General features: G+C 51.0%; 15 protein-coding genes and 1 pseudogene. 13 read left to right on the top strand and 3 right to left on the bottom strand.

Translation table 11 applies throughout. The features are described 5' to 3' along the window. Positions 1 to 8 precede the first annotated feature (8 nt). The 3 genes and pseudogenes from J4772_RS04680 to J4772_RS37485 all read left to right on the top strand — a co-directional run. Positions 9 to 3,977 (top strand): discoidin domain-containing protein, encoded by a 3,969-nt coding sequence (locus tag J4772_RS04680; RefSeq protein WP_209074331.1) that lies wholly within the window; start codon positions 9 to 11, stop codon positions 3,975 to 3,977. Between the two features lie 251 nt (positions 3,978 to 4,228). After that, positions 4,229 to 4,543, top strand: coding sequence for a hypothetical protein (locus J4772_RS04675; protein ID WP_209074330.1), 315 nt, complete (start codon positions 4,229 to 4,231; stop codon positions 4,541 to 4,543). Continuing rightward, a pseudogene (locus tag J4772_RS37485) lies at positions 4,531 to 5,130 on the top strand (alpha-L-rhamnosidase C-terminal domain-containing protein); the annotation flags it as partial. The gene J4772_RS04675 and the pseudogene J4772_RS37485, both read left to right, overlap by 13 nt. A 50-nt stretch (positions 5,131 to 5,180) precedes the next feature. On the opposite strand, the gene J4772_RS04670 reads toward J4772_RS37485, so the two are convergent. The 3 genes from J4772_RS04670 to J4772_RS04660 form a co-directional block, all read right to left on the bottom strand. Further along, positions 5,181 to 5,378, bottom strand: coding sequence for a PIN domain-containing protein (locus J4772_RS04670; RefSeq protein ID WP_247741020.1), 198 nt, complete (start codon positions 5,376 to 5,378; stop codon positions 5,181 to 5,183). A gap of 126 nt (positions 5,379 to 5,504) precedes the next feature. Then, entirely contained in the window at positions 5,505 to 5,885 is a 381-nt protein-coding gene (locus J4772_RS04665; RefSeq protein ID WP_209074329.1) for a type II toxin-antitoxin system VapC family toxin, read from the bottom strand. Continuing rightward, positions 5,872 to 6,120 carry a hypothetical protein gene (locus tag J4772_RS04660; RefSeq protein ID WP_209074328.1) on the bottom strand — a complete coding sequence of 83 codons (249 nt, stop codon included), beginning with the start codon at positions 6,118 to 6,120 and terminating at the stop codon, positions 5,872 to 5,874. The genes J4772_RS04665 and J4772_RS04660 overlap by 14 nt, the downstream gene beginning before the upstream one ends. 264 nt (positions 6,121 to 6,384) lie before the next feature. Between J4772_RS04660 and J4772_RS04655 the strand changes: the two genes are divergently transcribed. The 10 genes from J4772_RS04655 (at position 6,385) to J4772_RS04610 (ending at position 17,730) form a co-directional block, all read left to right on the top strand. After that, entirely contained in the window at positions 6,385 to 7,098 is a 714-nt protein-coding gene (locus tag J4772_RS04655; RefSeq protein ID WP_209074327.1) for a hypothetical protein, read from the top strand. A 303-nt stretch (positions 7,099 to 7,401) separates the two neighbouring features. Then, the gene (locus J4772_RS04650) at positions 7,402 to 9,198 is read left to right on the top strand and encodes a cache domain-containing sensor histidine kinase (protein WP_209074326.1); all 1,797 of its coding nucleotides are present in this window, start codon (positions 7,402 to 7,404) and stop codon (positions 9,196 to 9,198) included. Beyond that, on the top strand, positions 9,170 to 10,567 hold the full coding sequence (locus J4772_RS04645; protein WP_209074325.1) for a response regulator: 1,398 nt from the start codon (positions 9,170 to 9,172) through the stop codon (positions 10,565 to 10,567). The genes J4772_RS04650 and J4772_RS04645 overlap by 29 nt, the downstream gene beginning before the upstream one ends. A 102-nt stretch (positions 10,568 to 10,669) precedes the next feature. Beyond that, positions 10,670 to 12,040, top strand: a complete 1,371-nt coding sequence (locus tag J4772_RS04640; protein WP_209074324.1) for an ABC transporter substrate-binding protein — start codon at positions 10,670 to 10,672, stop codon at positions 12,038 to 12,040. A gap of 119 nt (positions 12,041 to 12,159) precedes the next feature. Continuing rightward, complete coding sequence (locus tag J4772_RS04635) at positions 12,160 to 13,029, top strand: carbohydrate ABC transporter permease (RefSeq protein ID WP_116060284.1); 870 nt, start codon at positions 12,160 to 12,162, stop codon at positions 13,027 to 13,029. 18 nt (positions 13,030 to 13,047) lie between these two features. Beyond that, positions 13,048 to 13,896 carry a carbohydrate ABC transporter permease gene (locus J4772_RS04630; RefSeq protein WP_209074323.1) on the top strand — a complete coding sequence of 283 codons (849 nt, stop codon included), beginning with the start codon at positions 13,048 to 13,050 and terminating at the stop codon, positions 13,894 to 13,896. Positions 13,897 to 13,953: 57 nt separating this feature from the next. Beyond that, positions 13,954 to 14,184: a hypothetical protein gene (locus J4772_RS04625; RefSeq protein WP_209074322.1), complete on the top strand. Its 231-nt coding sequence runs from the start codon at positions 13,954 to 13,956 to the stop codon at positions 14,182 to 14,184. Continuing rightward, positions 14,181 to 14,501 (top strand): S-layer homology domain-containing protein, encoded by a 321-nt coding sequence (locus J4772_RS04620; protein WP_209074321.1) that lies wholly within the window; start codon positions 14,181 to 14,183, stop codon positions 14,499 to 14,501. Before J4772_RS04625 ends, J4772_RS04620 begins: the two co-directional genes overlap by 4 nt. A gap of 186 nt (positions 14,502 to 14,687) precedes the next feature. Continuing rightward, positions 14,688 to 16,439, top strand: coding sequence for a sensor histidine kinase (locus tag J4772_RS04615; protein WP_209074320.1), 1,752 nt, complete (start codon positions 14,688 to 14,690; stop codon positions 16,437 to 16,439). Next, positions 16,432 to 17,730 carry a response regulator transcription factor gene (locus tag J4772_RS04610; protein WP_209074319.1) on the top strand — a complete coding sequence of 433 codons (1,299 nt, stop codon included), beginning with the start codon at positions 16,432 to 16,434 and terminating at the stop codon, positions 17,728 to 17,730. Before J4772_RS04615 ends, J4772_RS04610 begins: the two co-directional genes overlap by 8 nt. Positions 17,731 to 17,795: the final 65 nt, after the last annotated feature.

Here is a 17,795-nt window from a genome sequence, read left to right as displayed (position 1 = left end):
CGTTTGAAATGTACAAAATGAAATGGCTGTCCGTCCTTATGACCGTCGCCATCTTGTTCGCGCTTCTTCCGCCCTTCGCGGCTGGCGCGGCATCCTTGTCAACCCGATACACGCTAAGCAATGGCTATATTTATTTGTCCGGCATCAACGGTATGATCGATGTGATGAAAGTCGATCCGGCCGGCGGCGGCAATTACCAAGCGACCGATATTATTGCAAGCAACATGTATATGGGCGCCAACCTGAATGTGGCCGGCAACGGAACGAGCGGCACTTGGTCGATCAGCGGCAGCACACTTTCCATTAACGACATTCCGTTCCCCGGTACCAATATGAAAGGAGACTGGACGATTACGCTGAATGGAAACCGGATGGAAAACCAGTACCGCGTAACGGCGACGGCAAACGGGACAAAAGCGCACTCAGTGGGGTTCTATATCGATACGCCGTTCGATAGGGACGGGTATTCTTTCAGCGATTGGACCCAGATTTTGTTCGACCGCTTTGTCGATTCCAAAGGAAAATATATCAATACCCGCTCTTACAAGCGGCTTGTTGAGGATATTTCTCTAAGCCTGGAGGGCGAGTGGATCTATTTGTACGGGACGAACAATTACGATTTGAAAATATCGCCAAGCACCGGCGTCATGCGGCCGAGCAGCGGGTTCAGCAACATGATGACGCTGAGTTTTACGAATAACGAGGAGAGTTCGGTGCCGTATGTGTTGAACAACGGTCAGTTTGTCGATCGGAGCATGACGATCGAGGTGCTGCCGCATTCGACCTCCAACGTCATCGGCTGGTATCCGAAGTTCAGCGCGTCTGACAGTTCGTTCGCGAATTCATTGAACGAGCTTGTGTATGAGCGCGCTTTCGGGTGGCCGGCCGGCGGAACCAGCACTGCCTGGAAGGAATGGATGGGGCTTCAGCGCTCGTTTCTGAACAGCGGCTTCCGCGATCGTGAAGCTTACGAACTGTCCAATACGCAGCAGGATGCGAGCGGCTATACCTGGGCATGGTGGGGGCTGCCGGGGTGGCCGGCGGCGGATCAAAGTCATGACCACCTTCATCGTATCAGCTCGCCGGCCAATTTCATCAACGGTTCGTACCGATACGTGATGGCCACCGGAGATCGGACGTTTTTGAAGATGAATATCTCACGGCTGCGCAACGCGATGAACTATATGCTGACGCAGTACGATACCACCAGCAAGCTCTTCATCGATACGCACGCCGACCATCGGGGACGTTCGGGAGACGCCGGCGGCAGCTATTGGGATATTCTCCCTTTCGGATATAAGGACGGTTACGGCAACATTAATGCTTACTTAGCCTTAAATGCAATGGCGGAAATCGAGAAACTGGTTGGCAACTCGACAGAGTTCAATAGCTTAACGGCCAAGGCGGCCGATTTGTTCACCGGATACAACAATACGTTCTGGTCGGTCGACCACTATAAACTGAACGTTGACGATACGGGCACTGCGAGGGATTATTGGGGGACGTGGCTAAATTTCGAAGCGGCGTTCGCGGGTCTGGCAGATGCGACCAAATCAGCGCAAATGATCGACGCGTTCGCTTCCAAAACGACCGGCTCCGGCAGCACAGACGCTTTCAGCAAATGGATCATAGGGCCACGGACATTTCTCGAGCCGAATCCGGACAATCCGAGCGGCGGTTGGTGGGTCATGGGATATACGCCGCCGGCGGATTACAACGCGCAAATTCAGAATGGAGGCACCTCCTTCTACACAGCGTTCTATGAATTGATGACCCGTATTAATGGAAAGGGCGCGAACAACGCCTATGCAAGGCTTCAGGAGATATTGACCCGGTTCAACAAAGCCGACCATCTCAGCGGAGGCAATCCGTTGATCGATGGGGAGATGAACCAGCACGGTTCCGAAGGGTCGATCGGTTTCTGGGGTGAGTTTCCGGAGTCGGGCTTGGTGCCCTACTTTGCGCTATACGGTTTGATGGGCGTCAAGATGGACGTCGACGGTTTGAAAGTAACGCCGAATTTGCCGACTTCCTTAACTTCTCTGGGCATGGAAAACCTCTACTACTGGGATATGAATCTGAAAATTACGACGACGCCGACATCTGTCCGGATTCAGGCGCTTAGCAACAACAGCCCCTATTCTTGGACGATAAACGGAACAGCCGTCTCCGGCGCTTTCGACATCACCACAGCAATTACGGCTGGCCAGACCGTCACCTTGTCCCGCAGCCCGGGGTCGTCTTTTGACTTATCGACGATAAGCGATCCAACGGTGAAGACACGGGTAGCGTCCCAAGGCACGTTCAACGACGGCATCTTGGGAGCCAACAACGATTGGACGATCGCTTCGATTGGTATGTACAAGCCAAACGCAGGCTTGAATGTACTGGCCGTCGAGGCAAAGAATGCGGACGGCAGTGCAGGTTTTATCGGTGACTATACGTTGCCGGATGGTACAGTTATCGCAACGGACAGTTCTTGGAAAGTAACGACCGACAAACCGTTGGCGGACTGGAGATCGGGCGGATTTGACGATACGGAATGGAACAATGCGGTAGACTACGGCTCGAATGGGACTCAGCCATACGGCACAATCAGCAAGATGAACGGCACGAACGCGAGATGGATATGGAGCGGGCAGAACCGCAACTCCTTTGAAAGAGCAGCGCCAACGGCGGTAACGGCATCCAGCAACCTGCCCGGTTGGCCAGCGTCGAACGGCGCGGACAACAATTGGGGAACGGCTTGGGCCAGCAATTGGAGCGTTACAGCTGATGGTTCCGAATATTTGCAGGCCGATCTTGGCGCAAGCAAGCTGGTTCGCGGAGTGAAGTTAGTGCCGAGGGGAGGCGGACTCTTCTTCCCGATCGACTTCAGGCTGGAAACATCTACGGACGGCGTGAACTGGTCGAATGTGCCTGGACAGCGGTATGTGAATTACCCGAACCCTTCGAGCAGCGAAGTAAAGCTCTATTTTGATTCCGGGGTGAACGCTCGGTACGTGAGGGTCGTCGCAACTGTGATGCCGAACAGCGAAGGCGGTCAGTACGCCTTCCATCTCGTCGAATTCGCGCCGCTTGTCTGGAATGCGCCGCCGGCCAAAACGACGGTTCACTCGAGCCAACTGCCCGGCTGGGAGTCGACCCGGATTTTGGACAACAATTTGAACACCGTTTGGTCCAGCAATATTGGTTCATCCGCGACGGTGGCAGAATATGTCGGCATCAATTTGGGCAGGACTGAAACGATTAACGGGATAACTGTTCAGCCCCGACCGGGCGGAACCGGATTTCCGAAAGGGTTCAAATTCCAGTACAGTGCGGAAGGCTCCGCCTGGACCGATGTGCCGGGACAAACATATGCGAATTATCCGAATCCAGGAACTTCATCGCGCACTTTTTATTTCACTGAGGCTGTCAGTGCCCAGTACATCCGAATGTTGTCCACGGAGATGTCGGCGGAAGGAGCGTCATATGTATTCCAGTTGGGTGACATGAACGTCATTGGCAAAATGGCATACTTGCGCAAGCTTTACTATGACACATGGACCGAGCGAATCCGCACCAACGGCGGCTCTTCCAGCGCATTATCAGGCTGGGGGGACGCGAACGCAAGGGACAATAACGCGGCGACTTCGTGGTCGTCCAACGGCTATTCGGACAGCAATCATACGGAATGGGTGTCCATCGATCTGGGCGCCCCCCAGCAGGTTAAGCAAGTTCGCGTATTGCCGCGAAGCGGGGGAGTTTGCTTTCCGATCGATTTCAAGCTAGAGTACAGCACGAACGGCACGACGTGGACCCTGATTCCGGGCCAGACTTATTCGAGCTATGGCAATCCTGGATCGAAAGAGCAGATGTTCGCGTTCGCGAATCCTGTGATGGCCCAATATGTGCGCATTGTCGGTACTAAGTTGAGCCCGGATAGTTTTTCGAACTACTATATGCAAATCGCAGAGTTGCGGGCGGATAGTTAGGCATCGTTACGCGTTATTGAACAGCAAATTCCCTGCCCTACTTCCAGTGAAAAGTAGGGCAAATAGAGCTCATCCGTTGTTAAATCCTGCAATAAAGGGGGGGGCTGAAAACGATAATCTGACTTCGGACTTTCTTTCTCAATAGCCTGGACGATGTGGTTGAAATTGGAGGATAATTAAATGGGTGGACAGTTCCGGACGGCGAATGGATATGGGGACAAGGCAACGGTCCGCCCAATAGCTGGGTCATTTTGAGGAAAACATTCGATCTGTCCCGCCCTGTTCCGGGCATCCATAGCAGCGAGCTTCCGGCCCAATCGCTGAACGCGATCGGTGAATTCGGCATGATTCTTCCCTATTATATGAACAGCGGGGATGCATCCGTGATCGCCCCAAGCTATCCCGCCGTCATCAACTATTTGCGGCTCTGGGAGACGAACGCGGACAGCCTGATCGAACCTCGTAAGGGCGATTGGTACTGGTATGAGCACGGCGAGAAAATAGACGGTGACGTACTGCGTGGTACTATTCCGCGCTGCAGGCGGCTAAAACGATGGCCGTGCTGATTGAGCGCACTGACGATATGGCCTGGATCGAGACTCGGGCGACAAGCATCCGGAGTCAATTCGACCTGGCCTTTTGGAAGGGTGACGGCTATCGGTCGGGAGAATTCACAGACGATAGGGCGAATGCCGTCGCTGTGCTCGCGGGGTTGGCGAGTCGGGACAAGTGGCCGGCAATTGCCGCCTTGCTGGGAGAGGTGTGGAACGCTACACCCTATATGGAAGGCTATGTACTGGAAGCGATGTATCGGATAGGCTATCCGGATCAAGCGCTGATGCGTATGAAGGCGAGATACGCGCCTTTGACGGACAACGAAAACTCCACGTTGTGGGAGCATTTCTCGATTCACGGCACGCGCAATCACGCCTGGTCGGGAGGACCGCTGACGATTCTGGCCAAGTATGTAGCCGGCTTGTATCCGGCAACTCCGGGGTATGAAACGTATTTCGTCATGCCGCAGTTGTCGTCGTTGACCTCTTTGAGCCTTGTCGTCCCTTCGATCAAAGGCAGGATCGAGCTTGATTTGCGTAAGGAGGAAGATCAACTGCATTTAGGGCTGATTTCTCCGCCGGGCACGGAGGCGATCGTCGGCATTCCCCGTGTAGTATTCGCCAGCGGCGGCGAAGTGAGCATTGCCTGTCAAGGAATAATGGTGTGGTCGAACGGGGAATTGTGTTTGACGCCGCTCAGTACTTCACATACCGTAATCGTCGAAAAGAATATTCGCCGTTTTTCTTCTTGGGCTTGTCGTACTAAGTTAACGGTGGCATGATCGTTGTCTAGAATGGCGATGACGATGTTCGAATCGAATAAATATCCGGAGTGGTTTTGGGTCACTTTCCCCAGCCCTCCCGTGACTCCTGAAACTCAAGTTAGAAAGCGTCATTTGACCACATTTTGACCACATGGAACAAAAAAATGCTTCTCACGAGTTCAAATCGAACTTGTTGAGAAGCATTTTTATTATGCATTTCCTAGTTCATCCAGCAACTGGTTAAGCTTCTTATCAAAAGTGAAAATGGTATGTCCACCGATCTTCGAGTAGGAGAAAAGCAGGGAGTCGACAAAATCGATATTAATTTCACTGTAGACCTTTAATGCTTCGATCAAGATGTTTCGGTCATGCATGGATATGTTGCGGTAGGAGAGCAAGTTCCGTAACGAATCAAAAATATGAACCCGCTCCACTTTATATACTTTTTCCAATACATAGACGACTTCGGCAACGACTTCATTGGGAATAAAAATGTTGTGGTCTTCGATTTTATCTCGGGCTTGTTCAATGAACTGAGCCGCATCTTGAAGCAAATAACGCAGTATTAAATTTGCATCAACGATGTTCATGTTTTTCTTGCACGCCCTTTTCCCAAGCACCTTGTTCGAATTGAATTAAATCCGAGTTGGCGTATTGTTTCAATGCACCTCTAGCGGTAGGCGAAGGGGGGATTGCTTGTTTGAATGGAGATGGTTCTCCGATAGGTAATATGATTAATTCAACATCCTGATTCCGAAGTTCTTCAGGGAGATCGACGAGATGCTTTAGTGCATCACTGTTGGTTATTTTTCTGACGAAGTTCATGATAATCACCGTCCTTAGTTTAAGTATAGCTGATTTTAACAGTCGCATCCAGATGCACTAAAGGTTTTTCAAAGCTTACAATCTGCATAAGGATGCCGCCGCAGCGCACAGAAGACGCATTCTTCCGATGTACCCATAATGAGAAGATGTATAGCACGAATCCATTAGGTTTATGCTGATATTGTGATATAATGGATTTCCAATATTTGTTCATAGGAGTAGCGTTCGCCCGGTGCAAGAAGTCCCATATTGGATTCGTAGACCATGGACAGTTCACCTGAACAAGTTGGGGGCGATCGTTGGCGAGGCTACGGCACGATTATCAATCCGGCCCCGGACTTCAGCATCGATCATGCTGCCAAGCTGCCGGATGGCGGGACGTGGGTATTGGACGGCGGCGTCAACAACGACGTTCATTCGATTCCCGGACATGGACTTAAAAATAGACGTAGTTTTGGTCAAATGGACAAACCGTATCGATCCTCCTTTCATAGATTGAACTATCTCTCAATTAGAGGAGGAGTTCGATTGATTAACAGGAAAAAACCAGTTCCGAAGAGAGTAGGTACTAAGGCGGTAAATCCCTTTTTGCAGTTATTTTCGGGCACTAATTTTACGGGCACAGTCAGAAGATTTCGGGGAAGTCTCGGAATTAGAAATTTGTCGTCAGTCGGTCTGAACAATACCATTGAGAGTCTCAGATTCACTACCGGTGCAGGTTTGACGGGGACTGTCGTTTTATTCGAAGGCACCGGATACTCAGGTGACTTCGTTAAGTTTAATCCCACTGCGAACATTCCGGACCTATCGACTTTGAATTTCGATAATCAGGCTTCATCGCTCGTTGTATCCTCGCTTGCCCTGTCCGATGCGGAAATCGCAGCCATTCAGGATTCGGGCACAGACCTTGCAGAGGTTCTCAGAAAGATTCGCGCCGCCAGAAAGCGTCGCGCGGCCAAGCGTATGGGCAAGAAATAAGCTTTGTTATAAACTGATACCGGTATCCAACTGGTATCAGTTTATTTAGTTATAAGGCGTGAAAATATTGCGACCTCGATCAAATTATGCGCCTTGCCTCGCTTCACAAAGCTTCTATAAGATATGCGTGAGGCGCTCCGATAGATAAGCCGGCAGTAGGGATCGGACGCATCAGAATACTTCCGGCTTCTAAGAATTGTTATGTAAATCTACAAGTTTTTGACCTGCTGACGTCGTTCGGGAGTGTGCTAAAATGAAGGTTATGTCTGAGACACTTGAATCGCATAGAGGAGTGACCGATACATGCAGAACTGGCGAAGCTGGCTCCCGAACACGTTGAAGTATAGACTTTTTGTCGCGTATATTACCCTTCTGATGCTGCCCTTGTGCATCGCGATTTATTATCTGTTCCAATACTTCGAAACGACTCGGCAGAACGATATGATCGACCGCATGTCCGAGCGCATGCAGCAGGTGTATATTTCCTTGACGGATATGATGGCCTTTGCCTATAAATCGAATACGATTCTGAGCCAGGACGAAAGCCTGATTCAGATCATGCACAATCCCGACAAGTATGATCCTCTTGAACGAAAGAAAATCGTAGAAAGCAAAATGTTCGGCATCAATAACAGCTTCTTTTTCCACCAGACGGAGCTGTATTTTCGTTTTATCGACCGCAACGGCAACGTATACACTTCCTATGCGCCCAATAGCCAGTTAACGAACGAACGGGAAGAATTACAGGAATGGCAAACGAAACTGCAAGCCGGCAGTCGCCCTTACCGCTGGGTAGCGGACGATTCGAACGACGTCAGAAGCAGCCAGGGCAGCAAGCTGCTGAGTTTATATCTGATGCTGAATGACGAGCTGCGCGGCAATTACGGGCTGGCGCGAATCAGCATCAATGTGCAGGAATGGTTTCACAATACGTTAAAAGATAATCCGGCCAATCAGGGGCTGACCATTTTCACCGGACGGGGAGAGACGGTGCTGCAGAACAAGGAGGCCGCTTTCAGTCTGGACAGCATGAAGAGAATTATCTCAGCGCAAACGCAAAACGGCCACTACAAGGACGAACGGACGCTGTCTCTCGTCAATTACAGCTATATAGAAGAGTTGGACTGGTACGTCGTTAGCCAAATGCCCTTAAACGAGCTGCAGCAGGAGGTTCGGCGTTTAAGGCTGATGATCTATATGTTTCTAATTTTTGTAGTAACCGCTTTCATGCTGATGACTTTCTTTCTGGCGTCGCGCATGACCCAGCCGTTGTCCGTTTTGAAGCGGAGCATGGAGGAAGCCTCGGACAAGAAGCTGAATGTGAAAATATCGATCAACAAAGGCGCAACGGATGAGATTCAATCGCTCAGCGCAAGCTTCAATCGGATGATTGACGACGTTGTCGAGCTCATTGCCAAGCTGAAGCAGGAGGAACGGCAAAAACAGCTGGTTCGTTTTCAAATGCTGCTGTATCAGATGAATCCGCATTTTCTGCTTAACACCTTGAACACGGTCAAATGGATGGCCAGAAAAGAAAAACAGGAGGAAATTTCGGGCATCTGCACTTCGCTGGGCTTAATTCTGGAGGCGAGCCTGAATTCGGATATCGAGCTGATTCCGCTCAAAGACGAGATTCAATTGCTGCGATCCTATGAATCCATTCAAGCGTTTCGATTCCGCGAGCAATTCGCCATCGTCTATGAGACGGAGGAAGCGGTACGTTATGCGCTTGTTCCCAAGCTCAGCCTGCAGCCGCTGGTAGAGAACGCGATCGTCCATGGCTTTAACCGGGTTGAAGGCCACGGCACCATATGGGTCAGGGCGCGAGCGGAAGGAAACGAGCTTATTCTGGAAGTGGAGGATAACGGCATCGGTATGGAAGAAGCGGCCCGCAAGCCGGGAAGACGCAGCGGGCACGGGATCGGGCTGAGTAATTTAAGGGAAAGGGTGCAACTGCTTTTTAAACAGGAGGGAGCTGTTGAACTGATCTCGGACGGGAGCGGGACTCTGGTAAGGATTCGCTTGCCTTTACTGATTGCAGCGCCGTATTCGCAGGAAGGAGACGACCGGCATGTGGACGATTTTATTGGTGGAAGATGAAGGATTTGTCCGTGAAGCTATCCGGGAACTTCTGGATTGGGAGAGCCACGGGTATTGCGTTGCGGGAGAAGCGGGGAACGGCGAGGAAGCGTTGGCAGCGATTCTGGAGTTGAAGCCCGACGTCGTAATCGCCGATATTGTCATGCCGGGCATGGACGGAATTGAACTGCTGAAGGAAACGCGGAAGGCGGGAATACGCAGCCGTTTTATTATGCTGACGGCCATGAATCATTTCGACTATGCGCGGGACGCCTTGCAATATGGGGCCTCCAACTATTTACTAAAGCTGTCTTTGAACGATGACGTTCTGCTGGAAAGCCTGGGAAGGATCAAGGAGGAATTGCTAGCCGAACTGAGAGGAGCGGGAGAGGCGCTCTACCCTTTCTATCATCGCATCTGGGCGGGAATTCAAGGGACAGGGGCGGCAGTCCAGGCAAATTTGGCCGAACTAACCTCATCAATGGAGAAATTTCGCAATCTGAGTCTGGATATTGTCGTTGTGCTAAGCGGGGGCGTTCCCGCTAGTCTCGATCAGGCCGGTATATGGCAGGAAGGCTATCTGCTTGTCCAATCCTTTCACGATGCGGGTCAGACGACTTTCTTTTGCTGGAAGTTTCGGAAGAAGGGAGATTCGGCGGAAGGCAACAGTTTGGTTCGTCTGCCCGATGACTGGCTTCAGGCGGTGAACCGATTAAATGGCGATTGGTACAGCCAAGAGGCTTATCCGGCTGCGAGAGAAGGCGTGACACCGATCGAGGAGTTGGAGGTTGAGCTGATCCGCAGTTTTGAAGAACTGAATGAAGCCAAATGCGCGGAGGCGGCAGCGCAAATCTGGGAGGGCATGAAAGCTTCGTCCCTGTCCCATGTGGAAGTAAAAAAACGCGCGACCCATCTGCTGCACATTTTGACGATGCTGGCCGGACGGAAGACGGAGGATGAGACGGAAGTCTATTCGGCCGTAAGCCATGAATCGCTGCTTGCGCATGCGCTGCAAGCCATACGAGAGCTTATTCGGCATAAACGGGAAGAAGATATTAGCTATACGGACCATCCGGAGGTGAACCGGGTGATTCAATATATGGCGGAGCATTACAAGGAAAATATCAAGGTTACGGATCTGGCCAGACTGGTAGCCATTAACGTGGACTACTTGAGCACTGTATTCGGCAAAAAGACCGGCCTGACGCCCATCGCGTACTTGCGAAATCTTCGGATTGAACAAGCCAAGCGTCTGCTGCTGCATTCCAAGCTCAGCGTAGAAGAGATCGCGAGTCAGACCGGCTTTACCGACGACGCGTACTTCATCAAAACGTTTAAGCGACTCGTCGGACAAACTCCCAGCTCCTTCAGGCGAGAGAAAAAGGACTAAGTTTTGTACGGTCAACCTGCAAGTTTCGTCCCTTATAGGCCCAGGAGCGAATTGATATAGTTGGGATGAATCAAACACCAGCTTAGGGAGGTTGCAAGAAAGATGAGAAAAGGAAAGCGGTTGGTCACAGGCTTGGCATCGGTTGTAGCGGTATCTCTGATGCTTGCCGGCTGCAGCGGGAACGGAAATAACGGCAATGGAGGAACGGCGTCTTCCGCCGCGCCATCCTCCTCGCCATCCTCAAGCGTCGAGCCCAGCGCAACGGGGAGCGCAGACCCGGTCAAGCTGACCCTATGGGGAGGCGTACCGCCTGAAAACGGCCCGCAGGAGGTCGTCGACAACTGGAACAAGGAAAATCCGGATATTCAATTGGAATACGTGCGGTTCGTCAATGACGACGCCGGCAATCTGAAGCTGGATACGGCATTGATGTCCAGCCAGCCCGTGGACATGTACGTCAACTACGACTACAGCTTATACGAGAAACGGATTAAAGCGGGGAATGCGCTTGATCTGAACACATTCTCCGATTACAGCGTGGATGAGAAGATGGGCGAAGGCGCCTCTTTCTGGAAAGCGGACGACAAGTACTACGGGGTTCCTACTTCGAAAGGTCCATCGTTAGTCTGGTTGAACAAGGATATGCTCGACGCCAAGGGGCTGCCGGTACCGACGGAATGGGGACTGGACGAGCTTAGAGATTATGCCGCCAAGCTGAAGGATGACAACGTTTGGGGACTGGCGCAAAGCGATTATTATTTCAATGTGCCGATCAACGGCTCCATGAGAAAGCAAAGCTTGCAGTTGACGAACCCGGACGGGACCTCGGCATTCGATAATCCGTTTACGGTTAAAACGCTTCAGGTGTATTTGGACATGATGTTCACGGACAAGAGCTTGATGCCTCACACAGAGCAGATTACCTCCAAGCCTGCCCTGGATCAAATGTTTGTCAAAGGAGAAGCGGCGATGCTGTTCTCGACGAACCAGATTTTCCGTACGACGAACAATCTGACGGAATTTCCGCGGACGTTCAAGGTGGCGGCGGCTCCGGCTCCCAAGGTGGACAAGGATCAAGCCGATTATATTTATGCCGGCGGCACGGGAGACGTCATTTCCATCAATCCTCGCACCAAAAATCCGGAAGCGGCCTGGAAATTCATCAAGTGGTATGCGGACGGCGGAATGCTCCCAATGGCGGCAGGCGGCCGAGTGCCTGCATCCAAGGACTTTCCGATCGATGAGGCCGTTGCCCTTATGTTCAAAGGCGTGGAGGACACGTACGATCTGGAGTCGATTAAGCGGGTTATATTCGGGGACCTTCCGCTGGGTCTCAGCCGTCTGGATCGGAAGACGGGAACCGAGCAGCAGGCCGTCTATGACAACATTTTTTCACGCAAGCTGACTCCGGAGGAAGGCGCGAAGGAACTGGCGCGGGTGCATAACAAAAATTTGCAGGAGTCCTCTCAATAAAGTCGCCGGAACCGGAGGGAGACGGGGGTAGGCGCCGCCTCCCTCTTCGGTGACAGCGGCATGAAGATTCAAACTTACACATGATACAGAGAGAAAGGCGGTGACCGATCGTGAGCTGGATGAAGCGGCAGAGGCTGATTGGTTATGTATTCATTGCCCCCAATCTGATTGGAATGACGGTATTTATGCTCATTCCTGCCCTGTTCTCCTTTTATTTAATGTTTACGGATTGGGTATTCGCTAGCGGGCAAAGCCCGCATTTTGTCGGATTGGATAATTTCAGGATGATGGTGAGGGACGATTTATTTGCTGTATCGGTCAGAAACACCTTGCTGGTGTTAATCCCCGTACCGATTTCGATTATGCTCGGATTTCTGATTGCGGTCATGCTTAATAACCGGACTTATTTTCAGAGGACGCTGCGGGCCTTCTTCTTCGCTCCGTATTTCACCAGCGGCATCGCCATTGCATTCGTTTGGATGGTACTGTTTCAGCCCACCAACGGCCCGATTAACGCCTTCTTGCGATCCGTGGGCTTAAGCGAGCCTCCGCTGTGGTTCGCTTCGCCGGATACGGCGATCTATGCGGTGCTGATCATGATGACCGCCGGCGGCGTCGGGTACAACATGATTATCTATTTGGCCGCGCTGCAGGAAATGTCCTCGGAGCAGCTGGAAGCCGCCAAGATGGACGGAGCGACGTTCGGGCAGCTGCTGCGTTTGATTATACTCCCGTTGGTCAGCCCGACGACCTTTTTCCTGATGATTACCGGCTTCATCGGCTCCGTCAAAGGCTTTGGCATGATCTATGCGATTACACAAGGAGGCCCTGCCAACAGTACGACGGTTTTCTCTATTTTCGCTTATAAGAAAGCGTTTAACTTTTATGAAATGGGCTACGCCTCCGCCGTTTCGTGGACCATGTTCCTGATCATCCTCGTCATCTCGCTTATTCAGTGGGCTGGCCAGAAAAAATGGGTCCATTACTAACGGAGGGGAAGAAGCACAATGAATACAAGAAATGCCAGAGTCATCAAAGAACAAGCGCTTAAAGGCCTCAATACGATCCTCATGGCGCTGGCCAGTCTGCTGCTGCTGTCGCCCATGATCTGGATGATCAGCACCTCGTTCAAAAAAGCAAAGGACGTCTTCACCTATCCGATTCAGTGGATTCCGCTCGATCCGGTGTGGACCAACCATATTAAGGTGTGGACGGCCGGAGACGGATTTCTGCCGTTTTACTTAAACTCGCTGAAAATATCCGTGATTTTGATGATCGGGGCTCCTTTGTTGGCCGCATTTGCCGCCTATGGCTTCAGCCGCATCCCGTTCCAGGGAAGGAACGTTATCTTTCTGTTGTATCTATGTCTGATGATGATTCCGCAGCAAGTGCTGTTTGTGCCGAAATTCATTATGTTTGATTGGATGAAAATCTACAATACCCATTGGGCGCTCATTCTGCCGGGCTTGTTTACGGTATTCGGCGTGTTCATGATTCGGCAATTTTTTATGAGTATCCCGCATGAAATATCCGAGGCGGCCTTTATTGACGGAGCCGGTCATTTTAGGATTTTCTGGCAATTGTTTCTGCCGCTTTCCAAGCCGGTTCTAGCCACCTTCGCGATTATTGATTTTACATGGACATGGAACGATTACGAGAACGCCTTGATTTTCCTGCTCGACAAAAAGCTGTATACGGTACCGCTTGGCATGCAGAATTTTATGCTGGAAGCCGGGGTGGATTACAACATGATGATGGCCGCCGCCACGGCGGGAGTCGTGCCGCTGCTCGTCGTCTTCTTCCTCGGTCAGAAGTATATTATTCAAGGGTTCTCAAGCTCCGCAATCAAAGGATAGACGATTTAAAGCTATGAAATCGGATATGAAAATCCTTTAAGGAGGAATGAACGGCGTATGCTTAAAAAGTTGGGTGTCATCCTTCTGGTCATTTGTCTGTCAGGCGTCTGGGACGTTATAGACAATGGGGATACGGGCCATGCGTTTGCGGCGGAAGAAACCGACTCCGCTCGTGCGGCAGCGGATTTTAATTACGTCATCAGCGATTTCGAGCGCCGTCGAATGAAGCAATCGTTCCCGACTTTGCAGATCAAACGCAAATCGGCGGATGGGCGGCCGATGCGGTGAAGTCCGCTGTGCAAGCCGGCTGGATTACGGGCTATAGCGATGGCAGCTTCCGCCCTCAGGCCCATATGACGCGGGCCGAGCTGACGGCTGTTATTGTCCGAGCGGCGAATCTGTCGGTGAAGAGCGGCGAGAATACCGGATTCGCGGACGACGAGCGCATTCCGGTCTGGGTTAGAGGTTATGCGGCCGCTGCGGCACAGGGCGGCTTGATCGAAGGCCGCGGAGGCAACCGGTTCGTTGCAGAGGGCTTGGTCACCCGGGCCGAAGCGGCGGTGATGATCGTCAGATTGCTGGAAATAACAACGTCATTAAATTAAATTAAATTATATTAATCTCAAAGACTGGACCGGGAATAAAAACGGAGTCCGAATCGGCATGGGGAAACAACGCCCTGTGCCGTTTCTTTTTTTGTGCAGGCAACTCGATTCATCGTCATCTATTGAATTGCAGCATCCGTTAATATAAACTGTGTTGAATCCGCTTACAAACAGAGGTGAACACGAGTGAGGCCGTTAATGCCGTTGAAGCGCACCCCATTATTCGTCTACCAGAAAATCATCATCGTGTTTTTTGTATTGATGATTCCGGCTTACGCTATCCATATCGGAATCAACTATATGGGCTTTTCGTTCGTCAAGAAACAGATTTTGTCTTCCCATCTGGCGAACGCCAATTTTTACGCCGTGCAGTTGGAAAGCTCGATCGATTTTATCCGCGGCCGGCAGTTGGAGTTTCTGAATGATTCCGACTTGCAGAAGCTTGGATTTATGTCCGATTCGCTCGACAAATTCCAAGAAATCATGCTTGTGAAATCCATAGGCGAAAAGTTGGCGACCATACAGAACGCGAGTCCTTACATCATCAATTCCGGGGTGTATATTAAATCCTACGGCAAGACGATCTCCACGCGAGGCGGAGTGAAAAATTTACCGAATGACGAATGGAACTCGGTGAAGTCAAGAATGGAATCCGGCATGAACAAGGCGGTGTATTACTCTAAGGACACCATTATTTTCGTCAAATCGTCGAATAACGATAACTTCGTTTCCTACTTGGAACTGTCAGTCAGCCGGTTTCAACAAACGCTTCAGCAGCTCGTCCAAGGAGGCAGCGGCGCAGGGGTAGCGATTATCGACGAACCGTTACGCACCCCAGTGATTTTCGATGAAGCCGACGCTCGAATTATCGGAACGATGATCGAGCAATTGCCCGACAACAAGATCGGGGAAGTGCATGAATATTTGCAGGTTCGGGCGAACGACGAGACTTATTTAATATTGGTAACGGCCCTCCACTCCTATGGGTGGAAATTACTGACCTATGTAACGGAAGAGCAAATTACCGGTCCGCTGAAAAAATTCAATACATGGTTTTTCGTTCTGTTCATCGTGTCCTTTATCGTTATCTTCCTGTTTTCTTTCTCGGTTAATCGGATGATTCACAAGCCGCTTTATAAATTGATCCAGTCGTTCCGCAAGACGGAACTCGATCATCTGCATATGTCCGCCCCGCCTCAACGGGATAACGAATTCGATTACATTTATCGAAGCTTCGACAACATGATGAAGAAGCTTAACGTCTCGGTCCGGCAAAATTATGAACAGAAAATGGCGCTCCAGCAGTCGGAACTGAAGCAGCTCCAGTCGCAAATCAATCCGCACTTTTTGTACAACGGCTTTTATAACATTTACCGCTTCTGCAAATCCGGAGATCAGGAGACCGCCGCGACGTTGGCGCAGAGACTGGCCAGCTACTACCATTTCATCACGAGAAGCGGTTCGGACGAGGTCGCACTGCGAATGGAGTATCAGAATGCTCTCGATTATTGCGAAATTCAACGGATTCGCTTCTCGAACCGGATCGAACTGCAATACGACAAGCTGCCGCCTCATCTGCATTCTATTCAAATCCCGCGCCTTATTTTGCAGCCGATCATCGAGAATGCGTTCGAGCATGCGTTCGAGCATAGCTCGAAAGGCGGTATCCTTCATGTGCGAATTGTCGAAGAGAATAGCCGTATCGTTTTCCGTATCGAGGATGACGGCGCTCAATTAACGGACGAGCAGATCCGGCTGCTGGAGGAACGATTGAAGATGAATTCCGGCGTTGCGGAGAAAACGGGCATTTTGAACGTCAACGGTAGAATCAGGCTTAAATACGGCGAAGAGAGCGGCGTGGCCGTATCGCGAAGCCCGCTCGGCGGTCTTCGCGTTGATGTGATCATACTCGTCCAAGGGGGATGGAAAAATGTATAGAATGCTCATTATTGATGACGAGCCGGCGATCGTGAAAGGCTTGGTGCAATTGTTCTCGGAAAGCGAAATGGAACTTGACGTGTGGGAAGCGACTTCCGCTTACGAGGTTATGGATATCATTCAGCAAGTGAAAGTGGATCTCGTATTGAGCGATATACGCATGCCGGAGATCAACGGTTTGCAGTTGATCGACGAAATCTTATTTTATTGGCCGTCCTGCAAAGTCATCTTTCTGACAGGTTACAGCGAGTTCGAGTATGCATATGCGGCTTTTCAGAAAAACGTGGAGAACTACATTCTGAAGCATGAGGATGACGCCACACTTCTCGCCGCCGTTCAGGCCGTAGTCGATAAGCTGGACGCCGAGATGAAGAACGAGGCGCTGCTCGAGCAAGCGCTAAAGGAGACGGCGTACGTTCAGCCGCTTATCAAGAAGCAGTTTTTGGAGGCATTGCTCCTTGCGGAACCGCTTCAAGAGCTTCTTTCGCGGGAGCCGTTTTGTTCGTTAACGTTTCTGATTCGCACGGATCTTCCCGTTATTCTCCTATCCGGATTCGTGACGAAGTGGGGAGAGGGAAATAAGCTGCACGCTTACCATTCGATCCAACGCATCTTTACAACGGCGATGACCTCGTTGCTCGCAGCGGAAGAGCTGCTGTTCGACAACTCCGCGCTCGTTTGGTTAATACAGCCGAATCCGGATTCGCAGCGTTTGACGTTGCCGGATCGGACTCCGGATTGGAAGGCCGCGGCGGCGTATTTGAAAGGGATGCTCGAATCGGTGCAGAACTCGTGCCAGGCCACGTTGGGCGTCGACGTATCGTTCATGATTTCCGGGACGGCGTTGTCTTGGAACGAAGTTCATCAAGAGCTGGAGAAGATGAAATCCTGGATCGGCAAAAACGACAGGCTGACGCCAACGATGACGATCGTCGATATGGGGAGTGTGCATAGGAAGGAACAGGTGCAAGGCGAGCAAGCGCTAATAGAGAAAATACACCGGTTTATCGACGAGCATTTGGGCGAGGATTTGTCTCTTATCAAAATGGCCGACGTTGTATTTATGAACCCTTCCTATTTCTCGCGTTATTACAAGCAGCAGACCGGGCGCAACGTTTCCGAATATATTCAATCCTCGAGGTTGAAGGAAGCTAAAGCGATGTTGGCGGACTCGAGATGGAAAGTGCAAGACATTGCGCAGCGCCTCGGGTTCGCGTCCCCCTCCTATTTTGCTATCTTTTTCAAGAAAATGACCGGTTTGACACCGCAGGAATTCAGGGAACGGTTATGAAAACGGCAATGAAGTAAAACAAGTAAAAGAACGTAAAGAGAACGAGATTGTAAGCGCTATTAGCC

Source organism: Cohnella sp. LGH, from assembly GCF_017671885.1.
Taxonomy (GTDB): Bacteria; Bacillota; Bacilli; order Paenibacillales; family Paenibacillaceae; genus Cohnella; species Cohnella phaseoli.
The sequence above is the reverse complement of the archived record's forward strand: the minus strand, read 5'-3'. Positions and strand labels throughout refer to the sequence as shown.